Raw genomic sequence first — 15,060 nt, forward strand, 5'->3', positions numbered from 1 at the left:
GATTTCCGGCAAAGTTTGGTAAAGTCGGAAGTTTACCGGAGTCAGGCGGGCCGCGCCGTTTTTCATCGCCCGGTCGCATCCCGGACTTCATGTCACGCAGTGCATTTCTCGCAAGGCCGCTCTCATGAATCAGCTCGACCAGCTCAAACGCCACACGATCGTTGTTGCCGACACCGGCGACTTCCAGGCGATGGACGCCTACAAGCCGCAAGACGCCACGACCAACCCGTCGCTGATTCTCGGTGCCGTCCAGAAGGACGCCTACCGCCCGATGCTCACCCGCATCGTCAGTGAACACCGCGCGGAATCCACCGCGGAGATCATCGACCGTCTGCTGATTGCCTTCGGGCGGGAGATTCTGGACATCGTGCCGGGTCGCGTGTCGACGGAAGTGGACGCGCGACTGTCGTTCGATACGGCCGGCACGGTGGTCCGTGCGCGCAAGCTCATCGCCATGTATGAGGCGCAAGGCATCGAGCGCGACCGCGTGCTCATCAAGATTGCTTCGACGTGGGAAGGCATTCGCGCGGCCGAGATTCTCGAGCGCGACGGAATTCGCTGCAACATGACGCTGCTGTTTTCGCTGGTGCAAGCGGCGGCCTGCGCCGAGGCAGGCGCCCGGCTGATTTCGCCGTTTGTCGGTCGAATCTACGATTGGTACAAGAAGTCGGCGGGTGCGAACTGGGTCGAGGCGGACAACGCGGGAGAGAACGATCCGGGCGTGCGCTCGGTGGCCGCCATCTATCGCTATTACAAGCACTTCGGCCATGACACGGAAGTCATGGGTGCGAGCTTCCGCTCGACCGGGCAGATCCTGGCATTGGCAGGCTGCGATCTGCTGACGATCAGCCCCGCCCTGCTCGAACAACTCCGCACGACACAGAGCGAAGTGCCTCGACGGCTCGACGCGAAGGACGCCCGCGCCGCGAGCATCGATCGCGTGAAAACGGATGAGCCGTCGTTCCGCTTTGCGCTCAACGACGATGCCATGGCGACCGAAAAACTCGCGGAAGGGATCCGCGCGTTTGCCGCCGATGCGATCAAGCTGGAAGCGCTGATCGACGCGGCACGCTAAACGACCCCTGCGACGTGCCCGGCAATCTTGCGCCGGGCGTCGCTGGCCTGGCTTCGCGCCGCTGACCTCACGTCCTTGACGTCGTCCCCTCGGCGTGAAGTCGCTCACTTCACGTTTGTCACTTGGCGCCTTTGGCCGCCACTGCGCGCTGGCGTACCGCTTCGTACAGGCAGACGGCGCTCGCTACCGAAACGTTCAGGCTTTCGCAGCCGCCCGCCATCGGAATACTCATCAGCTCGTCGCAGTGCTCGCGCACCAGTCGGCGCATGCCCTCGCCTTCCGCCCCCATGACAATCGCCATCGGTCCGGTGAGCTTGGTGCGGTAGATGTCGGCAGGGGCGTCGTCGGAGGTGCCGACCACCCAGATACCACGCTCCTGCAATTCCCGAAGCGTGCGCGAGAGGTTCGTCACCATGATGTAAGGCACGGTTTCCGCCGCACCGCTGGCCACCTTGGCGGCGGTCGCATTCAGACCGACGGCGCGGTCTTTCGGTGCGATGACCGCGTGCGCCCCGGCCCCGTCGGCCACACGCAGGCACGCGCCGAGGTTGTGCGGATCGGTCACGCCGTCGAGCACGAGCAGCAGCGGCGGCCCGGAGATGCCATCGAGCAATTCGTCGAGGTTCAGCGCCAGCGACACTTCCTGAGCACGCGCAACCACGCCTTGATGGCGCGACGAACCGGCCATGCCGTCCAGGCGCTTGCCGTCGGCCTGAATGACCTTGACCTTTACGCCCGGGGCGCCCTTGAGCGACTCAACGTGCTTCAGGAAGTCCGTCATGCGGCGATCGCGCCGGCTCGGATCGTAGTAAATCTCTTCGACGCTACCGGCATCGTGGCGCAGACGCGCCGTCACGGCATGAAAGCCGAACAGCAGTTTCAATTGACTCATTTCACATCCTCAAAATAGCGTGTGCCGGCACGGCCGCCGACAACGGGCGCCGCACAAAGCACGACGGCGGCGGAGCCCGCATGGGCCACCGCCGCCGCAATCCATCGCGGACCCCTGTTGCCGGTCACCGCCGGCACAAGGCGCCCATCTTACTGCAAACCCTCCGCCGCGCTGCGCGAATCAACGACGCGGCTTCTTCGCCGGACCTCCTGGACGCTTCACCGGCGCCTTGCCGCCTCCCGACTTCGCTGGCGAGGTGGCGCCTCGCTCAGCCCGCTCAGCCCGCGCGGCATTCACTTTTACGGACTTCGGCTTGGCGGCGTGCTTGCCCGCCGGGGCCAGTTGCACGCCGTTGAGCAGCGCACCGCCCTTGGGCATCTGGCGAATGCCCGGCCGGGCTGCGGCGGAACCCGCCGAACCGGCCAGTCCTGGCGCACCGGCGGCGGGGGCCGGCACCGGTGCGCCGCCGCGCTCGGTGCGACCCGACGTTTTCGCCAGCGTGCGCGCGTTGACTTCGCGCACAAGACGGAAGTCGATCTTGCGCGCGTCCAGGTCTACACGGCTCACCTGCACGCGCACGCGGTCGGTCAGTCGATAGCGGATGCCGGTGCGCTCGCCGCGCAGTTCGTGGCGGACTTCGTCGAACTGGAAGTAATCGCTGCCGAGCTCCGTGACGTGCACGAGGCCTTCGATAAAGAGATCGTCGAGCTGCACGAAGATGCCGAACGAGGTGACGGCGCTGACGGTGCCGCCGTACTCCTCGCCGAGCTTGTCGCGCATGAAGTAGCACTTGAGCCACGCTTCGACGTCGCGCGAGGCTTCGTCGGCACGACGCTCATTCGCCGAGCAATGCAGGCCCAGCTCGTCCCAGATGGCATCGTGCTTCTTGGTGCCTGCGGCCTTCTTGGCTTTCCCGGCGGCGGAGTCGTCGGCCTTCTGGAGCTTGCGCGCGTGCGGCGAGAGGCCGGTCGTCATTTCCACACCCGCCGGGACTTCGGGCTCGTACTTCTTGCCCGCCAGAATCGCCTTGATGGCACGGTGCGTGAGCAGGTCCGGGTAGCGGCGAATCGGGCTGGTGAAGTGCGCGTAGGCGGGATACGCCAGCCCGAAGTGGCCGATGTTGTCCGGACTGTAGACGGCTTGCTGCATCGAGCGCAGGAGCATCGTCTGGAGCATGGGTGCGTCGGGGCGCGACTCGATCTGCGTCATCAGGTCCGCGTAATCGGACGTTGCAGGCTCGTCGCCACCGCCGAGCGACAGCCCGAGCGTCTTGAGGAACGTGCGCAGCACCTGGAGTCGTTCGCCCGACGGACCGGCGTGAATCCGGTACAGGCCCGCCTGCTTGTGACGCTTGAGGAGGTCGGCGGCGCACACGTTGGCCGTGAGCATGCATTCCTCGATGAGACGGTGAGCATCGTTGCGCGTGCGCGGCAGGATCTGTTCGATCTTGCCTTGCGCGTTGCAGACGATATACGTCTCGGTCGAATCGAATTCAATGGCCCCACGCGTCTTGCGCGCTTTCGCGAGCACTTTGTACAGCTCGTACAGGTTCTGCAGATGCGGCAGCAGCGCGGCGCGGCGTTGGGCTTCGGGGCCTTTGGTGTTGCCGAGAACGGCGGCCACTTCGGTGTAGGTCAGGCGCGCGGCCGAGTGGATCACGGCCGGATAGAACTGATAGGCCTTGACTTCGCCGTTCGGGGCGACGAGGGCGTCGCACACGAGGACACAGCGATCCACGTCGGGATTGAGCGAGCACAAGCCGTTCGAGAGCTTTTCCGGCAGCATCGGAATGACGCGTCGCGGGAAGTAGACCGATGTGCTGCGCGTCAGGGCGTCCGCGTCGAGGGGGCCGCCGGAAGTCACATAATGCGAGACGTCGGCGATGGCGACGATCAGGCGGAAGCCATCGCTGCGGCCGACCTTGGCCGGCTCGCAGTACACGGCATCGTCGAAGTCGCGCGCATCTTCTCCGTCGATGGTGACGAGCGGCACGTCGCGCAAATCGATGCGGTGACGCAGATCAGGCGCACGCACTTCATCGGGCAGCGCCCCGGCAGCGGCGAGCGCTTCGGCGGAGAACTGGTGGGGCACGCCGTACTTGCGCACGGCGATTTCGATTTCCATGCCGGGGTCGTCGATGTCGCCAAGGACTTCCGAGACGCGGCCGATGGGCTGGCTATAGCGGCTGGGGTAATCGGTAAGTTCGACGGACACGACCTGACCGACCTTGGCCTTGCCCTGGGCGCGCGGCGGGATCAGGATGTCATGGCCGATGCGCTTGTCTTCCGGGGCGACGACCATCACGCCGTTTTCGTTGAGCAGGCGACCGATGACGTGCGTGTTGGCACGGCTCACCACTTCAACGATATGCCCTTCCGGACGGCCTCGGCGATCGTAGCCGGCAACGCGCAGAAGGACGCGGTCGTTGTGCATGACCTTCTTCATCTCTTCGCTGGGAAGGAAGAGGTCGTCGCCGCCCTCGTCGCGCACGGCGAAACCGTAGCCGTCGCGGTGACCGATGACACGGCCGGCGATGAAGTTCGAGGGGTGGGTCAGTTGATAATAGCCGTGGCGGTCGAGGCGAATCTGGTCATCGCGCTCCATGGCGGCGAGGCGCTTGAAGAAGCCTTCGCGCTCCTGCTTTTTGATCGCCAGGGCTTCGGCGATATCGTTGGCGGACAGCGCGGCATCGGCGGTGCGCAGGACACCGAGGATTTCTTCGCGGCTCGGAATCGGATAGGGATATTTGCTCAAAGGTCGGTAGCGTTGCTGTGCCGGTTGAGTCCGGCCGAGGGGCACATCTGGCGCCCGACGGTCCGTGGTGTTGTGCGTCGCGCGAAAACGCGGGGTCGCACAGTCAGGGACAATCATACGGCAAACCTCGCGAAAACTGCCACCTATGCGGAATTTGAGCGTGGGCTTGCAGGCGGGTGAGAAAAAAGAAAAATTATTCCACCCAAGTGTTGACAGTGCCGCACGGCGTACGCATAATCTCACTTCTTCGCGGCGAGCAAGCAGTCAGCAAGTCGACGAGGCCCAGATGGCGGAATTGGTAGACGCACTAGTTTCAGGTACTAGCGGGTAACACCGTGGAGGTTCGAGTCCTCTTCTGGGCACCAAAAATTCAAGAAAGCCGATGATCGAAAGATCATCGGCTTTTTTCATGCGCGCTCGCCCACCGTCCGCCCCTCCCCCTCCCTTCCCGAGCGCCGACGCCGGTACAGCGCACTGCCAACCATCGATGCCGATCGATCGGAGACCGAGCACGATGTGCGTCACCGCGCGAGCGATTCGCAAAACATGTCGCGCGCGCGTCACGCCACACGCGCCCTCCGTCCAGACGTCGAGCGAAATCGGTAGAATTTGCCTCATAAAAAATTGAATATTGCTCAACGGCCATCCAAGGGGTTGGGCGTGCCGCGCGTGTAGCGCGTATTCGATTTCGGTTGCTTGATACTTGTTGGGAATGACATGCCTGCCTTCACTCGCGGTGAGCTTGCCGATTTGAACGTCTTTGTCACGATCTGCCGCCGGCAGAGTTTTCGGGAGGCCGCCACCGAACTGGGGGTAACGACCTCGGCCCTGAGTCACGCGATGCGCAATCTGGAAGCGCGCCTGGGCGTGAAGTTGCTGAACCGCACAAGTCGCTCCGTGTCGCCAACGGCCGCGGGCGCCGCACTGGCGAAGGAGCTGGAACAGGGCCTCGAGCAGATTGCCTCGGCCATTGGCGCATTGGACCGCTACCGTGCGTCGCCGGCCGGGCGTTTGCGACTGAATGTGCCGCGCGATGCGGCGCGGTTGCTGCTGGATCCGATTCTGCCGCGATTCGTGGCGTCGTATCCGGACATCGAATTGGATGTCACGGTGGACGATCGGATGCTCGACATCGTGGCGGAAGGTTTCGACGCCGGGATGCGGTATGGCGACACGGTGCCGGGCGACATGATCGCAACGCCGCTCACGCGCGCGCTGAAGTGGATCGTGGTCGGGTCGCCCGCGTACCTCGCGCGGCATGGCCGACCGAAGGTGCCGCAGGATCTGATGTCGCACAATTGCATCCGGATGCGCCTGGGCGACAACACGCTCTACAAGTGGGAGCTGGGCAATGGGCCAACGGCGATCGAACTGGATGTGCCGGGGGCGCTTAGCATCAACGAGAGCGACGGCGTGATTGCGGCGGCAACGGGCGGCCTGGGGTTGGCCTACGTGTTGGAGCGAAACGTGTCGCAGGCACTGTCCAGCGGCACGCTCGAAGCCGTGTTGACGGACTGGGCCGTCGACGGGCCGCCCCTGTCGATGTATTACCCGAGCCGACGTCAAACGCTTCCGGGATTGCGCCATTTGATCGACATGATTCGCTCGGAGCATATGGGCCACGCCGCCTAACGTGGCGGCGCCCCCGATAAGGTAGGTCGTCCCCCGATTTATCATTTTTTGCCGCAAATCGCTTGACAGTATGTAAGCCCCTCGGCATAATCTTGCTTCTTCGTAGCAAGCAGCAAGCGAGCTGACGAAGCCCAGATGGCGGAATTGGTAGACGCACTAGTTTCAGGTACTAGCGGGTAACACCGTGGAGGTTCGAGTCCTCTTCTGGGCACCAAAAATTTAAGAAAGCCGATGATCGAAAGATCATCGGCTTTTTTCATGCATGCCCGGACGGAGATCGCATCATCGAGCTAGATCGTTTACTGCAATCGCAGGGCTTCGGCAGTCGCAAGATGTGCCGCAAACTCATTGTCACCGGTGCCTTTGCCATCGACGGCGTGGTGCACGACAATCCGCGCGAGTCGTTGGACCCGCAAGGTCTGCAATTCACGCTCGACGGCGAGCCGTGGGAATATCGCGAACACGTCTACGTGCTGCTCAACAAGCCGCAAGGCTACGAGTGCTCCACGAGCCCGACGCATCACGAAGGCGTGCATTCGCTACTCCCGTTGCCGATGGCCGTGCGCGGCGTGCAGCCGGCCGGTCGCCTCGACCAGGATACAACCGGCATGCTGCTGCTCTCCGACGACGGTGCGTTCCTGCATGCCATGATGTCACCGCGTCGCCACGTGCCCAAGCGGTACGTGGCCACGACCAAGCATCCGGTCACCGACGACATGTTGCAGGCCTTGCGCGACGGCGTATTGCTGCGCGACGAGACGGAGCCGCTCGCCGCGACGGATGTCATGCGTGCCTCGTCTCACGAGATTGCCATGACGATCACGCAGGGCAAATACCATCAGGTCAAACGGATGGTCGCCGCCGCAGGCAATCGAGTGGAAGGGCTGGTCAGAATCGCGATCGGCGGTCTGCCGATGGGCAATCTCGCGTTGGGCGAATGGCGCTACCTGGCGCCGGACGAACTGTTGTCGCTACCGTACGAAGTGCCCGCCGCCGGCAAATGAGCGCCGCGGGTTGGCGTTGACGTTGACGTTGACGTTGAAGGCGACAATAGCGGTGATCCGACCCGCGCGGGTCGGATGTGTCAGCTCTGGCGGCCTTCGAGCGTGAATTGCGCGCCCTTGTCCTGGCCGAGCGTCTTGACGAGATACGGCAGCGTTGTCTTGAGGGTGTCCTGCAACATATACGGCGGGTTCACAATGAACATGCCGCTACCGTGCAGGCCCATACCGCCCGGCACCGGATTGCACACCGTCAGCGACGCATTCACCCAGTTCTTGATCGGCTGCCCGTTGATCGTGAGCCGCTTCATGCGCTCCGGCAACTGCGCCGCCTCACGACGCTGCACCAGCGGATACCACACGGCATACATCCCCGTCGGAAAGCGGTCGAGTCCCTCCTGCACGGTCTGCGTAGCACGCGTGTAATCGCGCTTGTCTTCGTACGACGGATCGATCAGCGTGAACGCCCGGCGCGATGCCGGCGGCAGAATCGTCTTGAGCCCCGCAAACCCGTCGGCACCAAAAATCATCGTACGACGCGCCACTTCCCGCCCTTGCGCCTCGAAGTTTTCGCGCAGCACGTCCTGTTCGGTCGGATGCATCTCGAACAACCGCAACCGATCGCGATCCCCAAGCAGTTGCAGCGCAAAGAACGGCGAGCCCGGGTAATAGCGCAGCTTGCCGTCCGGATTGAATTCGCGCACCAACGTCACGTAGTCTGCGAGCGGCGGCGGCAGATCGTCGCGCGTCCAGAGACGGCCGATACCGGTCTCGAACTCACCGGTCTTGTCGGCCCATTTGCCGTCGAGCGCGTAACCGCCTGCGCCCGCATGCGTGTCGATGTACCAGAACGCTACGTCCTTCTGGCGCATGTAATCGATGCATTCAACGGCGATAAAGTGTTTCAGCACGTCGGCGTGGTTGCCGGCGTGAAAGGCGTGGCGGTAGCTGAACATTAGGCAGATCCTGATTCGTCAGGCGCGATTGTAGCCGACGACGCGCCCACACGGCGTTTCCGGGCTTGCACGCTGCCGCTTTGACTCGCCGCCAACGCCTTCGCTTTCACCGCCTTGTGACGCGGACAGGCGACCAGATGATCGTTCACCAGACCCGCCGCCTGCATGAATGAATAGCAGATCGTCGAGCCCACGAAGGTAAAGCCCGCTTTCTTCAGCGCCTTGCTCATCGCATCGGAGACGGCGGTGCTCGCCGGCACCTCGCCAAGCGCTGTCCAGCGGTTCTGCAACGGTTCGCCGCCCACAAACTGCCAGACAAAGTCGCTGAATCGCGTGCCCGCGGCCTCCATCGCCAGGTAGGCCCTCGCCCCCTTGATCACGCCGGCGATCTTGAGACGGTTGCGCACGATCCCGGCATCCGCCAGCAAGCGAGCCTCGTCCTCCGGCCCGAACGCCGCAATGCGCACCGGATCGAAGTGATCGAACGCCAGCCGGTAGTTATCGCGCTTTTTAAGGATGGTGGACCATGAGAGCCCCGCCTGCGCGCCTTCGAGCATCAACAGCTCGAACAACGCGCGCGAATCGCGCAGCGGCACCCCCCACTCTTCGTCGTGATACTGACGATACTGCTCGAAGCCATCGCTCCACGGACATCGTTCCATTGGTCTCTCGATAGTTGCGTCCGCGCGCTAGTGGCGCGGACAGGTGCAGACGAATGGGACAAGTGTGCCAGCAAACGCACGCGAAGCGAACCGCGCAGCCCGTGCCACGCGTGACTTTGCGCCGACGGACTATGCCGAGACGGAATTTTCCGGGCCGAACGCCGGACATCCGTCGCCCTGAGCGATGGACAGGAAAGCCATCCGCTACACGCTCAGTCGAGCCAGCGCGTGTCGTAGGCGTGCACTTCCTGCGTCTGCTCGCCCAGGCCGTCGATACCCAGGTGCATCACGTCCCCCGGTTTGAGGAACACCGGCGGCTTCTGCCCCAGGCCAACGCCCGGTGGCGTGCCGGTGGTCACGAGATCACCCGGCTTGAGCGTGGCGAACTGGCTCATGTAATGCACGAGATACGCCACGCTGAAGATCATCTTCGACGTGTGGCCCGTCTGACGGCGCACACCGTTCACGTCGAGCCACAGGCCCAGTTGTTGCGGATCGCGAATCTCGTCGGTCGTCACGAGCCACGGGCCGACCGGACCGAACGTGTCGAAGCCCTTGCCCTTGTCCCACGTGCCGCCGCGCTCGATCTGGAACTCGCGCTCGGAGACGTCATTCACGAGGCAGTAGCCCGCCACGTAGTCGAGCGCGCTCTCGAGCGGTACATACCGTGCCGTCTTGCCGATCACGAAGCCCAGCTCGACTTCCCAATCGCCCTTGACGGCGTTCTTGGGCAGCACCACGGGGTCGTTCGGGCCGTTCAGGCAGTTCTCCCACTTGGTGAAGAGCACCGGCTCGGACGGCGCGTCCAAACCCGCTTCCGCCGCGTGGTCGCTGTAGTTCAGACCGACGGCCAGGAACTTGCCCACCCCCGAGAACGGCACGCCCAGACGCCCCGGCGACTTCACCACGGGCAACGTCGCTGGATCCAGCGCGCGCAATGTCGCCAGCCCCTGAGGACTCAACGTCTCGGGCGTAATGTCGGCCAGCACTCCGGAGAGGTCTCGCACATTGCCGTCGCCATCGAGCAGGCCCGGCTTTTCCTGCCCCTTCGGGCCGAAACGCAGCAGTTTCAAAACAGTTCTCCGTGTGCCGCGACAGAAGTGAGCAACAGCGTTACCCGTCGACAGCTTGGTGGTAAAAGGAATGCACGAGACACTACGCCGGTCGCCCCCAACGCGTCAATGGCGGCGCGGCGATCAAAGCGACGAAGTTCGGATGCGTTGTTCACGACCTCGACTTCCTCGACGGACTCGAACGCAGTATCAACGGCGTGGTCGAGGAAGATCGTTTGTCCGTGGGCCTCTCGACAGACCGGCATGGCCTGGCTCGCAACGTGGCGTGTCAATGGCGTCTGTTGTCGGGGTGTCACTTTTCTGAGACTATGGCTCGCCGCCTCGACATTCTCACCGAGGCAAGGTTCTCGCCGTTGCTGGATCTGCTGTCCCTCGCGCCCTGCCCGTTCCCCGAATTCTGGAGTCTCCGACGATGTCCTCCTCAAAGACCGCCATGCTGGGCCACTGGACCATGTACACGCCGATCGTGGCCCTTGTCGTGCTCGGCCTCGCCGGTTGGCTGCCCTATGGCGCCTCGCTGGCGGTGTGTGCCGCCGCTTTGGCCGGCGCCGTATTCTCCGCCGTGCATCACGCCGAAACGGTCGCCCATAAGGTTGGCGAGCCGTTCGGCACCTTGGTGCTGGCCGTGGCCGTGACCATCATCGAAGTGGCGCTGATCGTCTCGGTGATGCTCTCGGGAGGACCGGACAAGGCGGGATTGGCCCGCGACACGGTGTTCGCGGCCATCATGATCGTCTCGACCGGGATCGTCGGGCTGTGCCTGCTCTTCGGCGGGGTGCGTCATCACACGCAGGGCTTTCATGTCGAAGGCGCGAGTGCCGCGCTCGCGGTGCTGTGCGCCCTGTCGGTGCTCACACTGGTGCTGCCGAACTACACCAGCTCAGTACTCGGCCCGGGACTCACGGCGTCGCAACTGGCCTTCGAGGGCATGATTTCGCTCGTGCTGTATATGGTGTTCGTGTTCGTGCAGACAGTGCGTCATCGCGATTACTTCCTGTCCAAAGCGCCGAGTGAGGAAGTGCATGTGGCACCGCCGTCGGGCCGCACGGCCGTGCTGAGCCTGGGGCTGCTGGTCGTGGCGTTGCTGGCCGTGGTCGGCCTGGCGAAAAAGCTCTCTCCCGCCGTCGAACAAGCGGTCGCCGAGGCCGGCGCGCCGAAAGCGGTCGTCGGTATCGTGATTGCCGCGCTGGTATTGTTGCCGGAAGGGCTGGCCGCCTTGCGCGCCGCACGTGCGAACAAGCTGCAGACAAGCCTGAATCTGGCGCTCGGCTCAGCGCTGGCGAGTATCGGGCTGACGATTCCAACCGTGGCGGCCGTCTCGCTCGTGCTCGATCAGCACATCGAATTGGGGCTTGCGCCAAAGGAGACCGTGCTGCTTGCCGTGACGCTGCTTGTTGGCGTGATCACGCTCGGTACCGGACGCACAACCGTGCTGCACGGCGCCGTCCATCTGGTGCTGTTCGCCGCCTTCCTGTTTCTGGCGATCGTTCCCTGACCCGCGGGGTGAGCAGACGCGCTCAGGCCTTGTCGGCGCCCTGCTTTGTCGCGTCGTTGCCGGTCGTGCCGGCAGCGTCGACGGCCGTCGCGTCTTCCGAAGCGGTGCCGAGCAACGCGCCCAGCAGCTTGCTGCCGGCGGCATTGCGCTTGTTTTGCGAGCCGACCTGTTTGCCGCCTTGCGGGCCGCGGCGCACGCCGGCGCCGATCTTCAAGCCCTTGCGCTTCTGAATTTCAAATTTCGTCTGTGTCATGATGCTGTCCGTGGTGGGCTTGCCCTCAGGCAGGCCGTGTGAAATTCTGGGGGTTCAGAGATCGATGCCGAGGCTGCCGTCTTCGGCCAACGTCTTCGCCAGCGCGTGAGCGGCTTCGAGCGCGTCGTTCGCCCAGCGATAGGCCTCAGGCGTGGTGTGGGTCAGCGGCGGGTCCAGCGTTTCGATGACGTCGTCCACGTCGCGCCAGCCGGTGAAATGCACCACGCCGTGGTATTGCCCGTCCGGCGCGGGCGACGTCTCCGCCCAATAGTAAAAGTCCTCCGCCAGCAGGCAACCTTCGAAACTCATGTCGATCCCGTGAAAAGGCGGCATCGTAGCACGTCGCACGGCGTGCGGCATACCGGCGCTAGGCAGTAGAATACTGCGGCACGGCACCCCACGACTCTAGTTACCGACATCACGATGTTTACCGGAATTGTTCAAGGCACGGCCACGCTCTCGTCCATCGACGATCGCGACGGCATGCGCACCCTCGAGCTGGCGTTCCCCGAAGGCTTTTGCGAAGACCTGACGCTCGGGGCCAGCGTCTCGGTCGACGGCGTTTGCCTGACGGTCACGCAATTGCTCTCGCCCACCAGCGCGTCGTTCGACGTGATTCTGCAGAGCCTGAACGTCACGACGCTCGGCGGCTTCGGCGCGGGCGCACAGGTCAACGTCGAACGCGCCGCCAAGGACGGCGCCGAAATCGGTGGCCATCCGCTCTCGGGCCATATCGACTTCTCGACGGACATCCTCAGCGTGCGCACGTCGGACACCAACCGCGTGCTGCGCATCGCGATTCCCGAAGCGTTCCGCAAGTATGTCTTCGCGAAGGGATATATCGCGATCAACGGCGCGAGCCTGACGGTCTCGGAGGTCAATCGGCAGGAAGGCTGGTTCGAAGTGTGGCTGATTCCCGAGACACGCCGCATGACGACGTTCGAAGACAAGCTCGCCGGCACACGCGTCAACATCGAGATCGAGCGGAGCACGCAGGTGGTGGTCGACACGGTGCGCGAAGCCGTTCAGGAAAGTCTCGGCCGTCTGCAACCGGTGCTTGAGGCGCTGCTCAAGGAAAAGGGCCTCTCGCTCGACGATTTCGTGTCGGTGCCGCAGTTGCCCGCCGGCAATGCCAGCGACAAACCGGCTCCCAAAGACTGAGCCTGCCGAACATCACTGAAGGACATTCATGCAACTCGCCACCTGGAACGTCAATTCGCTCAAGGTTCGTCTCGGTCATGTGCAGGACTGGCTGCGCAGCAACCCGGTCGACGTTCTGTGTCTTCAGGAACTGAAGCTGACCGATGAGAACTTCCCGATTACCGAGATCGCCGCGCTCGGTTACACATCGCACTTCACCGGCCAGAAGACGTATAACGGCGTCGCAATGCTCGTCAACCACGCGAAAGTGGGAGAGGCGACCGATCTGGTCAAGAACCTGCCGAATTTTGCCGACGAGCAGCAGCGTCTGATTACCGCAACGATCGGCGGCGTACGCGTGGTCTGCGGTTACTTCCCGAATGGACAAGCCGTCGATTCGGACAAGTTCGTCTACAAGCTGAACTGGCTCGACGCACTCACGCACTGGCTCTCCGACGAATTGGAGCGTCATCCGCGACTCGCACTGCTCGGTGACTACAACATCGCCCCCGAAGACCGCGACGTACACGATCCCGCGAAATGGGAAGGTCAGAATTTGGTGTCGCCGCAGGAGCGCCAGGCGTTCGCACGTCTGCAAGGACTCGGGCTGCGCGATACGTTCCGCATGTTCGATCAGCCAGAGAAGACGTTCAGTTGGTGGGACTATCGCATGGGCGCGTTCCGACGCAACGCGGGGCTACGCATCGACCACATTCTCGTCTCATCCGCATTGGCCGAGCGCTGCACCGGATGTGAGATCGATCGCGTACCCCGAACGTGGGAACAGCCGTCGGATCACACACCTGTCATTGCCACCTTCAAGGACTGACGCGCGTCCCGACACGTCCTGGGCACTGCGCTCCGCGCGCTACGCGCACGCCATGCGAACGGCACCCGATTCAGGTGCCGTTTTTTCCATCGAAGGCTTTTCGGATCATTGGCCGCTGCGCGGATCCGTCAGGCGCGACTCATAGACAAAACAGCGAATCGCCGCCTTGTTTCGCGTGTCCATCTGCGTGAACTCCAAACCATAGGCCCACGTCCCATCAACCCGCGGACCTTCCACGCTGCGAACCGCTGCCATACCGAGAATCGCCACCACATCGGCACCGATCGGCACACGGAACTGCAACGCGACGAGATGACAGCCTTCCGGCAGCGGCGCCTTCACTACGATTCCCGCGCCATCCGCGCTGATATCGCGCACGAGTACGAGCCACTCAGGTGTGTCCTGCGGGTCGGCAAGCATGCGGGTGAACGAGACACGCGACGTCTCGTCCAGTGGCGACAGTCGCGCCACCAGCCGCGTATCGACGCGAGGTGTACGGCGCACGGGCGTCTCGCGCACCTGCGAAGGACGCGAAAGCACCACATAGTCAAACGGCCCCTGATGCACGCTGTGTACATCGCAATTGAATTCGTACAGGTTGTCGCCCGGGAATGTCCATAGCGCAAGCCGGTCACCCGCCGTCACCGGTCGACGCGTGTCGCCCGAAGCGGGCGGCGTGATGATCAGCATACCGTTGGGCGCACGACCGATCAGGCGAGCGCGTACGCGCGGGCGCTCGGCGTCCGGAGAGACACGCACCTGTATCCACGCGCCGACCGGCAACGGCACCGGCAACCCCTGCAGGTACACGGCCGACGCGCCCGTCCCCAGCGGCGATACGGAATTTGCGGCCTCCGGGCGCCCCGCCGCCTCGCCCGTTGTCGCCCCCTCGGGAAGCGGCCGGTGCGGCGCGAACGTGGTGAATAGCCAGTCGAGATCGGCCTCGGACGGCAAACGCTCGCCCGCCGCCAGCAGCGGTGTGCCATCGGCGTCGAACAATGGCCAGGAGAGCGGAACGTGGGCGTCAAGCTCGCGACGATTCACAGCCACGAACCCCGGATAGCCTGACGCGATACCAGTCGAGTCCATGATGCCTGGGAGAGTATGAAACCCTTGATTGCCTGAGAACAGGGCGTTGACCTTCCCGTATCCCAGCGCACAGGGCCGCCGCTTGGGCAGTCCCGCTTCGCAATGGCATCCGCAGCCAACACCCAACAAAAGTCGCCAACGGCCGGCGCATGACGCGTCCGGCCGTCCGAAAAGCGTCACCGCGAAGGGCGACGCTTGGCGTGCAAACA

At 63.7% G+C, this 15,060-nt stretch carries 14 protein-coding genes and 2 tRNA genes; 8 read left to right on the top strand and 8 right to left on the bottom strand.

Annotated features, from left to right (window positions below):
* Positions 1-124 precede the first annotated feature (124 nt).
* Positions 125-1,075 (top strand): transaldolase, encoded by a 951-nt coding sequence (tal, locus tag PanNE5_RS20295; protein ID WP_017235750.1) that lies wholly within the window; start codon positions 125-127, stop codon positions 1,073-1,075.
* Positions 1,076-1,193: 118 nt separating this feature from the next.
* Here the strand turns inward: tal and rlmB are convergent, their stop codons facing one another.
* Together rlmB and rnr are read right to left on the bottom strand one after the other, a co-directional pair.
* Positions 1,194-1,967, bottom strand: a complete 774-nt coding sequence (gene rlmB, locus PanNE5_RS20300) for a 23S rRNA (guanosine(2251)-2'-O)-methyltransferase RlmB (protein WP_017235749.1) — start codon at positions 1,965-1,967, stop codon at positions 1,194-1,196.
* 180 nt (positions 1,968-2,147) lie between these two features.
* Complete coding sequence (gene rnr, locus PanNE5_RS20305; protein ID WP_261938715.1) at positions 2,148-4,721, bottom strand: ribonuclease R; 2,574 nt, start codon at positions 4,719-4,721, stop codon at positions 2,148-2,150.
* 280 nt (positions 4,722-5,001) lie between these two features.
* Between rnr and PanNE5_RS20310 the strand changes: the two genes are divergently transcribed.
* The 4 genes from PanNE5_RS20310 to PanNE5_RS20325 all read left to right on the top strand — a co-directional run bounded on the left by PanNE5_RS20310 (position 5,002) and on the right by PanNE5_RS20325 (position 7,357).
* Positions 5,002-5,086 (top strand) — tRNA-Leu (locus PanNE5_RS20310).
* A gap of 352 nt (positions 5,087-5,438) precedes the next feature.
* Positions 5,439-6,353 carry a LysR family transcriptional regulator gene (locus PanNE5_RS20315; RefSeq protein WP_017232019.1) on the top strand — a complete coding sequence of 305 codons (915 nt, stop codon included), beginning with the start codon at positions 5,439-5,441 and terminating at the stop codon, positions 6,351-6,353.
* 129 nt (positions 6,354-6,482) lie between these two features.
* Positions 6,483-6,567: transfer RNA gene (locus tag PanNE5_RS20320), tRNA-Leu, on the top strand.
* Positions 6,568-6,637: 70 nt separating this feature from the next.
* Complete coding sequence (locus PanNE5_RS20325) at positions 6,638-7,357, top strand: pseudouridine synthase (protein ID WP_026131869.1); 720 nt, start codon at positions 6,638-6,640, stop codon at positions 7,355-7,357.
* Positions 7,358-7,437: 80 nt separating this feature from the next.
* On the opposite strand, the gene PanNE5_RS20330 is transcribed toward PanNE5_RS20325, so the two are convergent.
* From PanNE5_RS20330 to PanNE5_RS20340, 3 genes are all read right to left on the bottom strand, one after another.
* Positions 7,438-8,310 carry a 23S rRNA (adenine(2030)-N(6))-methyltransferase RlmJ gene (locus tag PanNE5_RS20330; RefSeq protein ID WP_017233530.1) on the bottom strand — a complete coding sequence of 291 codons (873 nt, stop codon included), beginning with the start codon at positions 8,308-8,310 and terminating at the stop codon, positions 7,438-7,440.
* The gene (locus PanNE5_RS20335) at positions 8,310-8,972 is read right to left on the bottom strand and encodes a DNA-3-methyladenine glycosylase I (protein ID WP_017233529.1); all 663 of its coding nucleotides are present in this window, start codon (positions 8,970-8,972) and stop codon (positions 8,310-8,312) included. Before PanNE5_RS20335 ends, PanNE5_RS20330 begins: the two co-directional genes overlap by 1 nt.
* Before the next feature lie 212 nt (positions 8,973-9,184).
* On the bottom strand, positions 9,185-10,045 hold the full coding sequence (locus PanNE5_RS20340) for a fumarylacetoacetate hydrolase family protein (RefSeq protein WP_150563601.1): 861 nt from the start codon (positions 10,043-10,045) through the stop codon (positions 9,185-9,187).
* Positions 10,046-10,457: 412 nt separating this feature from the next.
* Here PanNE5_RS20340 and PanNE5_RS20345 point away from each other — a divergent pair, with 412 nt between their 5' ends.
* On the top strand, positions 10,458-11,540 hold the full coding sequence (locus PanNE5_RS20345) for a calcium:proton antiporter (RefSeq protein WP_026131867.1): 1,083 nt from the start codon (positions 10,458-10,460) through the stop codon (positions 11,538-11,540).
* Between the two features lie 22 nt (positions 11,541-11,562).
* Here the strand turns inward: PanNE5_RS20345 and PanNE5_RS20350 are convergent, their stop codons facing one another.
* Together PanNE5_RS20350 and PanNE5_RS20355 are read right to left on the bottom strand one after the other, a co-directional pair.
* Positions 11,563-11,793: a hypothetical protein gene (locus PanNE5_RS20350; protein WP_017233526.1), complete on the bottom strand. Its 231-nt coding sequence runs from the start codon at positions 11,791-11,793 to the stop codon at positions 11,563-11,565.
* Between the two features lie 54 nt (positions 11,794-11,847).
* Positions 11,848-12,102, bottom strand: a complete 255-nt coding sequence (locus tag PanNE5_RS20355; RefSeq protein WP_150563603.1) for a hypothetical protein — start codon at positions 12,100-12,102, stop codon at positions 11,848-11,850.
* Positions 12,103-12,216: 114 nt separating this feature from the next.
* On the opposite strand from PanNE5_RS20355, the gene PanNE5_RS20360 reads away from it, so the two are divergent.
* Both PanNE5_RS20360 and xth read left to right on the top strand, forming a co-directional pair.
* Positions 12,217-12,954, top strand: coding sequence for a riboflavin synthase subunit alpha (locus tag PanNE5_RS20360; protein ID WP_261938716.1), 738 nt, complete (start codon positions 12,217-12,219; stop codon positions 12,952-12,954).
* Between the two features lie 28 nt (positions 12,955-12,982).
* Positions 12,983-13,762: an exodeoxyribonuclease III gene (xth, locus tag PanNE5_RS20365; protein WP_017233523.1), complete on the top strand. Its 780-nt coding sequence runs from the start codon at positions 12,983-12,985 to the stop codon at positions 13,760-13,762.
* Between the two features lie 105 nt (positions 13,763-13,867).
* Here xth and PanNE5_RS20370 read toward each other — a convergent pair whose 3' ends face one another.
* Positions 13,868-14,851, bottom strand: coding sequence for a flagellar brake protein (locus tag PanNE5_RS20370; RefSeq protein WP_261938717.1), 984 nt, complete (start codon positions 14,849-14,851; stop codon positions 13,868-13,870).
* Positions 14,852-15,060 lie beyond the last annotated feature (209 nt).

The organism is Pandoraea sp. NE5 (assembly GCF_024363545.1).
GTDB lineage: Bacteria > Pseudomonadota > Gammaproteobacteria > Burkholderiales > Burkholderiaceae > Pandoraea > Pandoraea cepalis.

Bases quoted from the DNA above. Each gene is read 5' to 3' on its own strand.
- tal (WP_017235750.1), top strand. From the start codon at position 125: ATGAATCAGCTCGACCAGCTCAAACGCCACACGATCGTTGTTGCCGAC.
- rlmB (WP_017235749.1), bottom strand. From the start codon at position 1,967: ATGAGTCAATTGAAACTGCTGTTCGGCTTTCATGCCGTGACGGCGCGT.
- PanNE5_RS20315 (WP_017232019.1), top strand. From the start codon at position 5,439: ATGCCTGCCTTCACTCGCGGTGAGCTTGCCGATTTGAACGTCTTTGTC.
- PanNE5_RS20330 (WP_017233530.1), bottom strand. From the start codon at position 8,310: ATGTTCAGCTACCGCCACGCCTTTCACGCCGGCAACCACGCCGACGTG.
- PanNE5_RS20335 (WP_017233529.1), bottom strand. From the start codon at position 8,972: ATGGAACGATGTCCGTGGAGCGATGGCTTCGAGCAGTATCGTCAGTAT.
- PanNE5_RS20345 (WP_026131867.1), top strand. From the start codon at position 10,458: ATGTCCTCCTCAAAGACCGCCATGCTGGGCCACTGGACCATGTACACG.
- PanNE5_RS20350 (WP_017233526.1), bottom strand. From the start codon at position 11,793: ATGACACAGACGAAATTTGAAATTCAGAAGCGCAAGGGCTTGAAGATC.
- PanNE5_RS20355 (WP_150563603.1), bottom strand. From the start codon at position 12,102: ATGAGTTTCGAAGGTTGCCTGCTGGCGGAGGACTTTTACTATTGGGCG.
- PanNE5_RS20360 (WP_261938716.1), top strand. From the start codon at position 12,217: ATGTTTACCGGAATTGTTCAAGGCACGGCCACGCTCTCGTCCATCGAC.
- xth (WP_017233523.1), top strand. From the start codon at position 12,983: ATGCAACTCGCCACCTGGAACGTCAATTCGCTCAAGGTTCGTCTCGGT.
- PanNE5_RS20370 (WP_261938717.1), bottom strand. From the start codon at position 14,851: ATGGACTCGACTGGTATCGCGTCAGGCTATCCGGGGTTCGTGGCTGTG.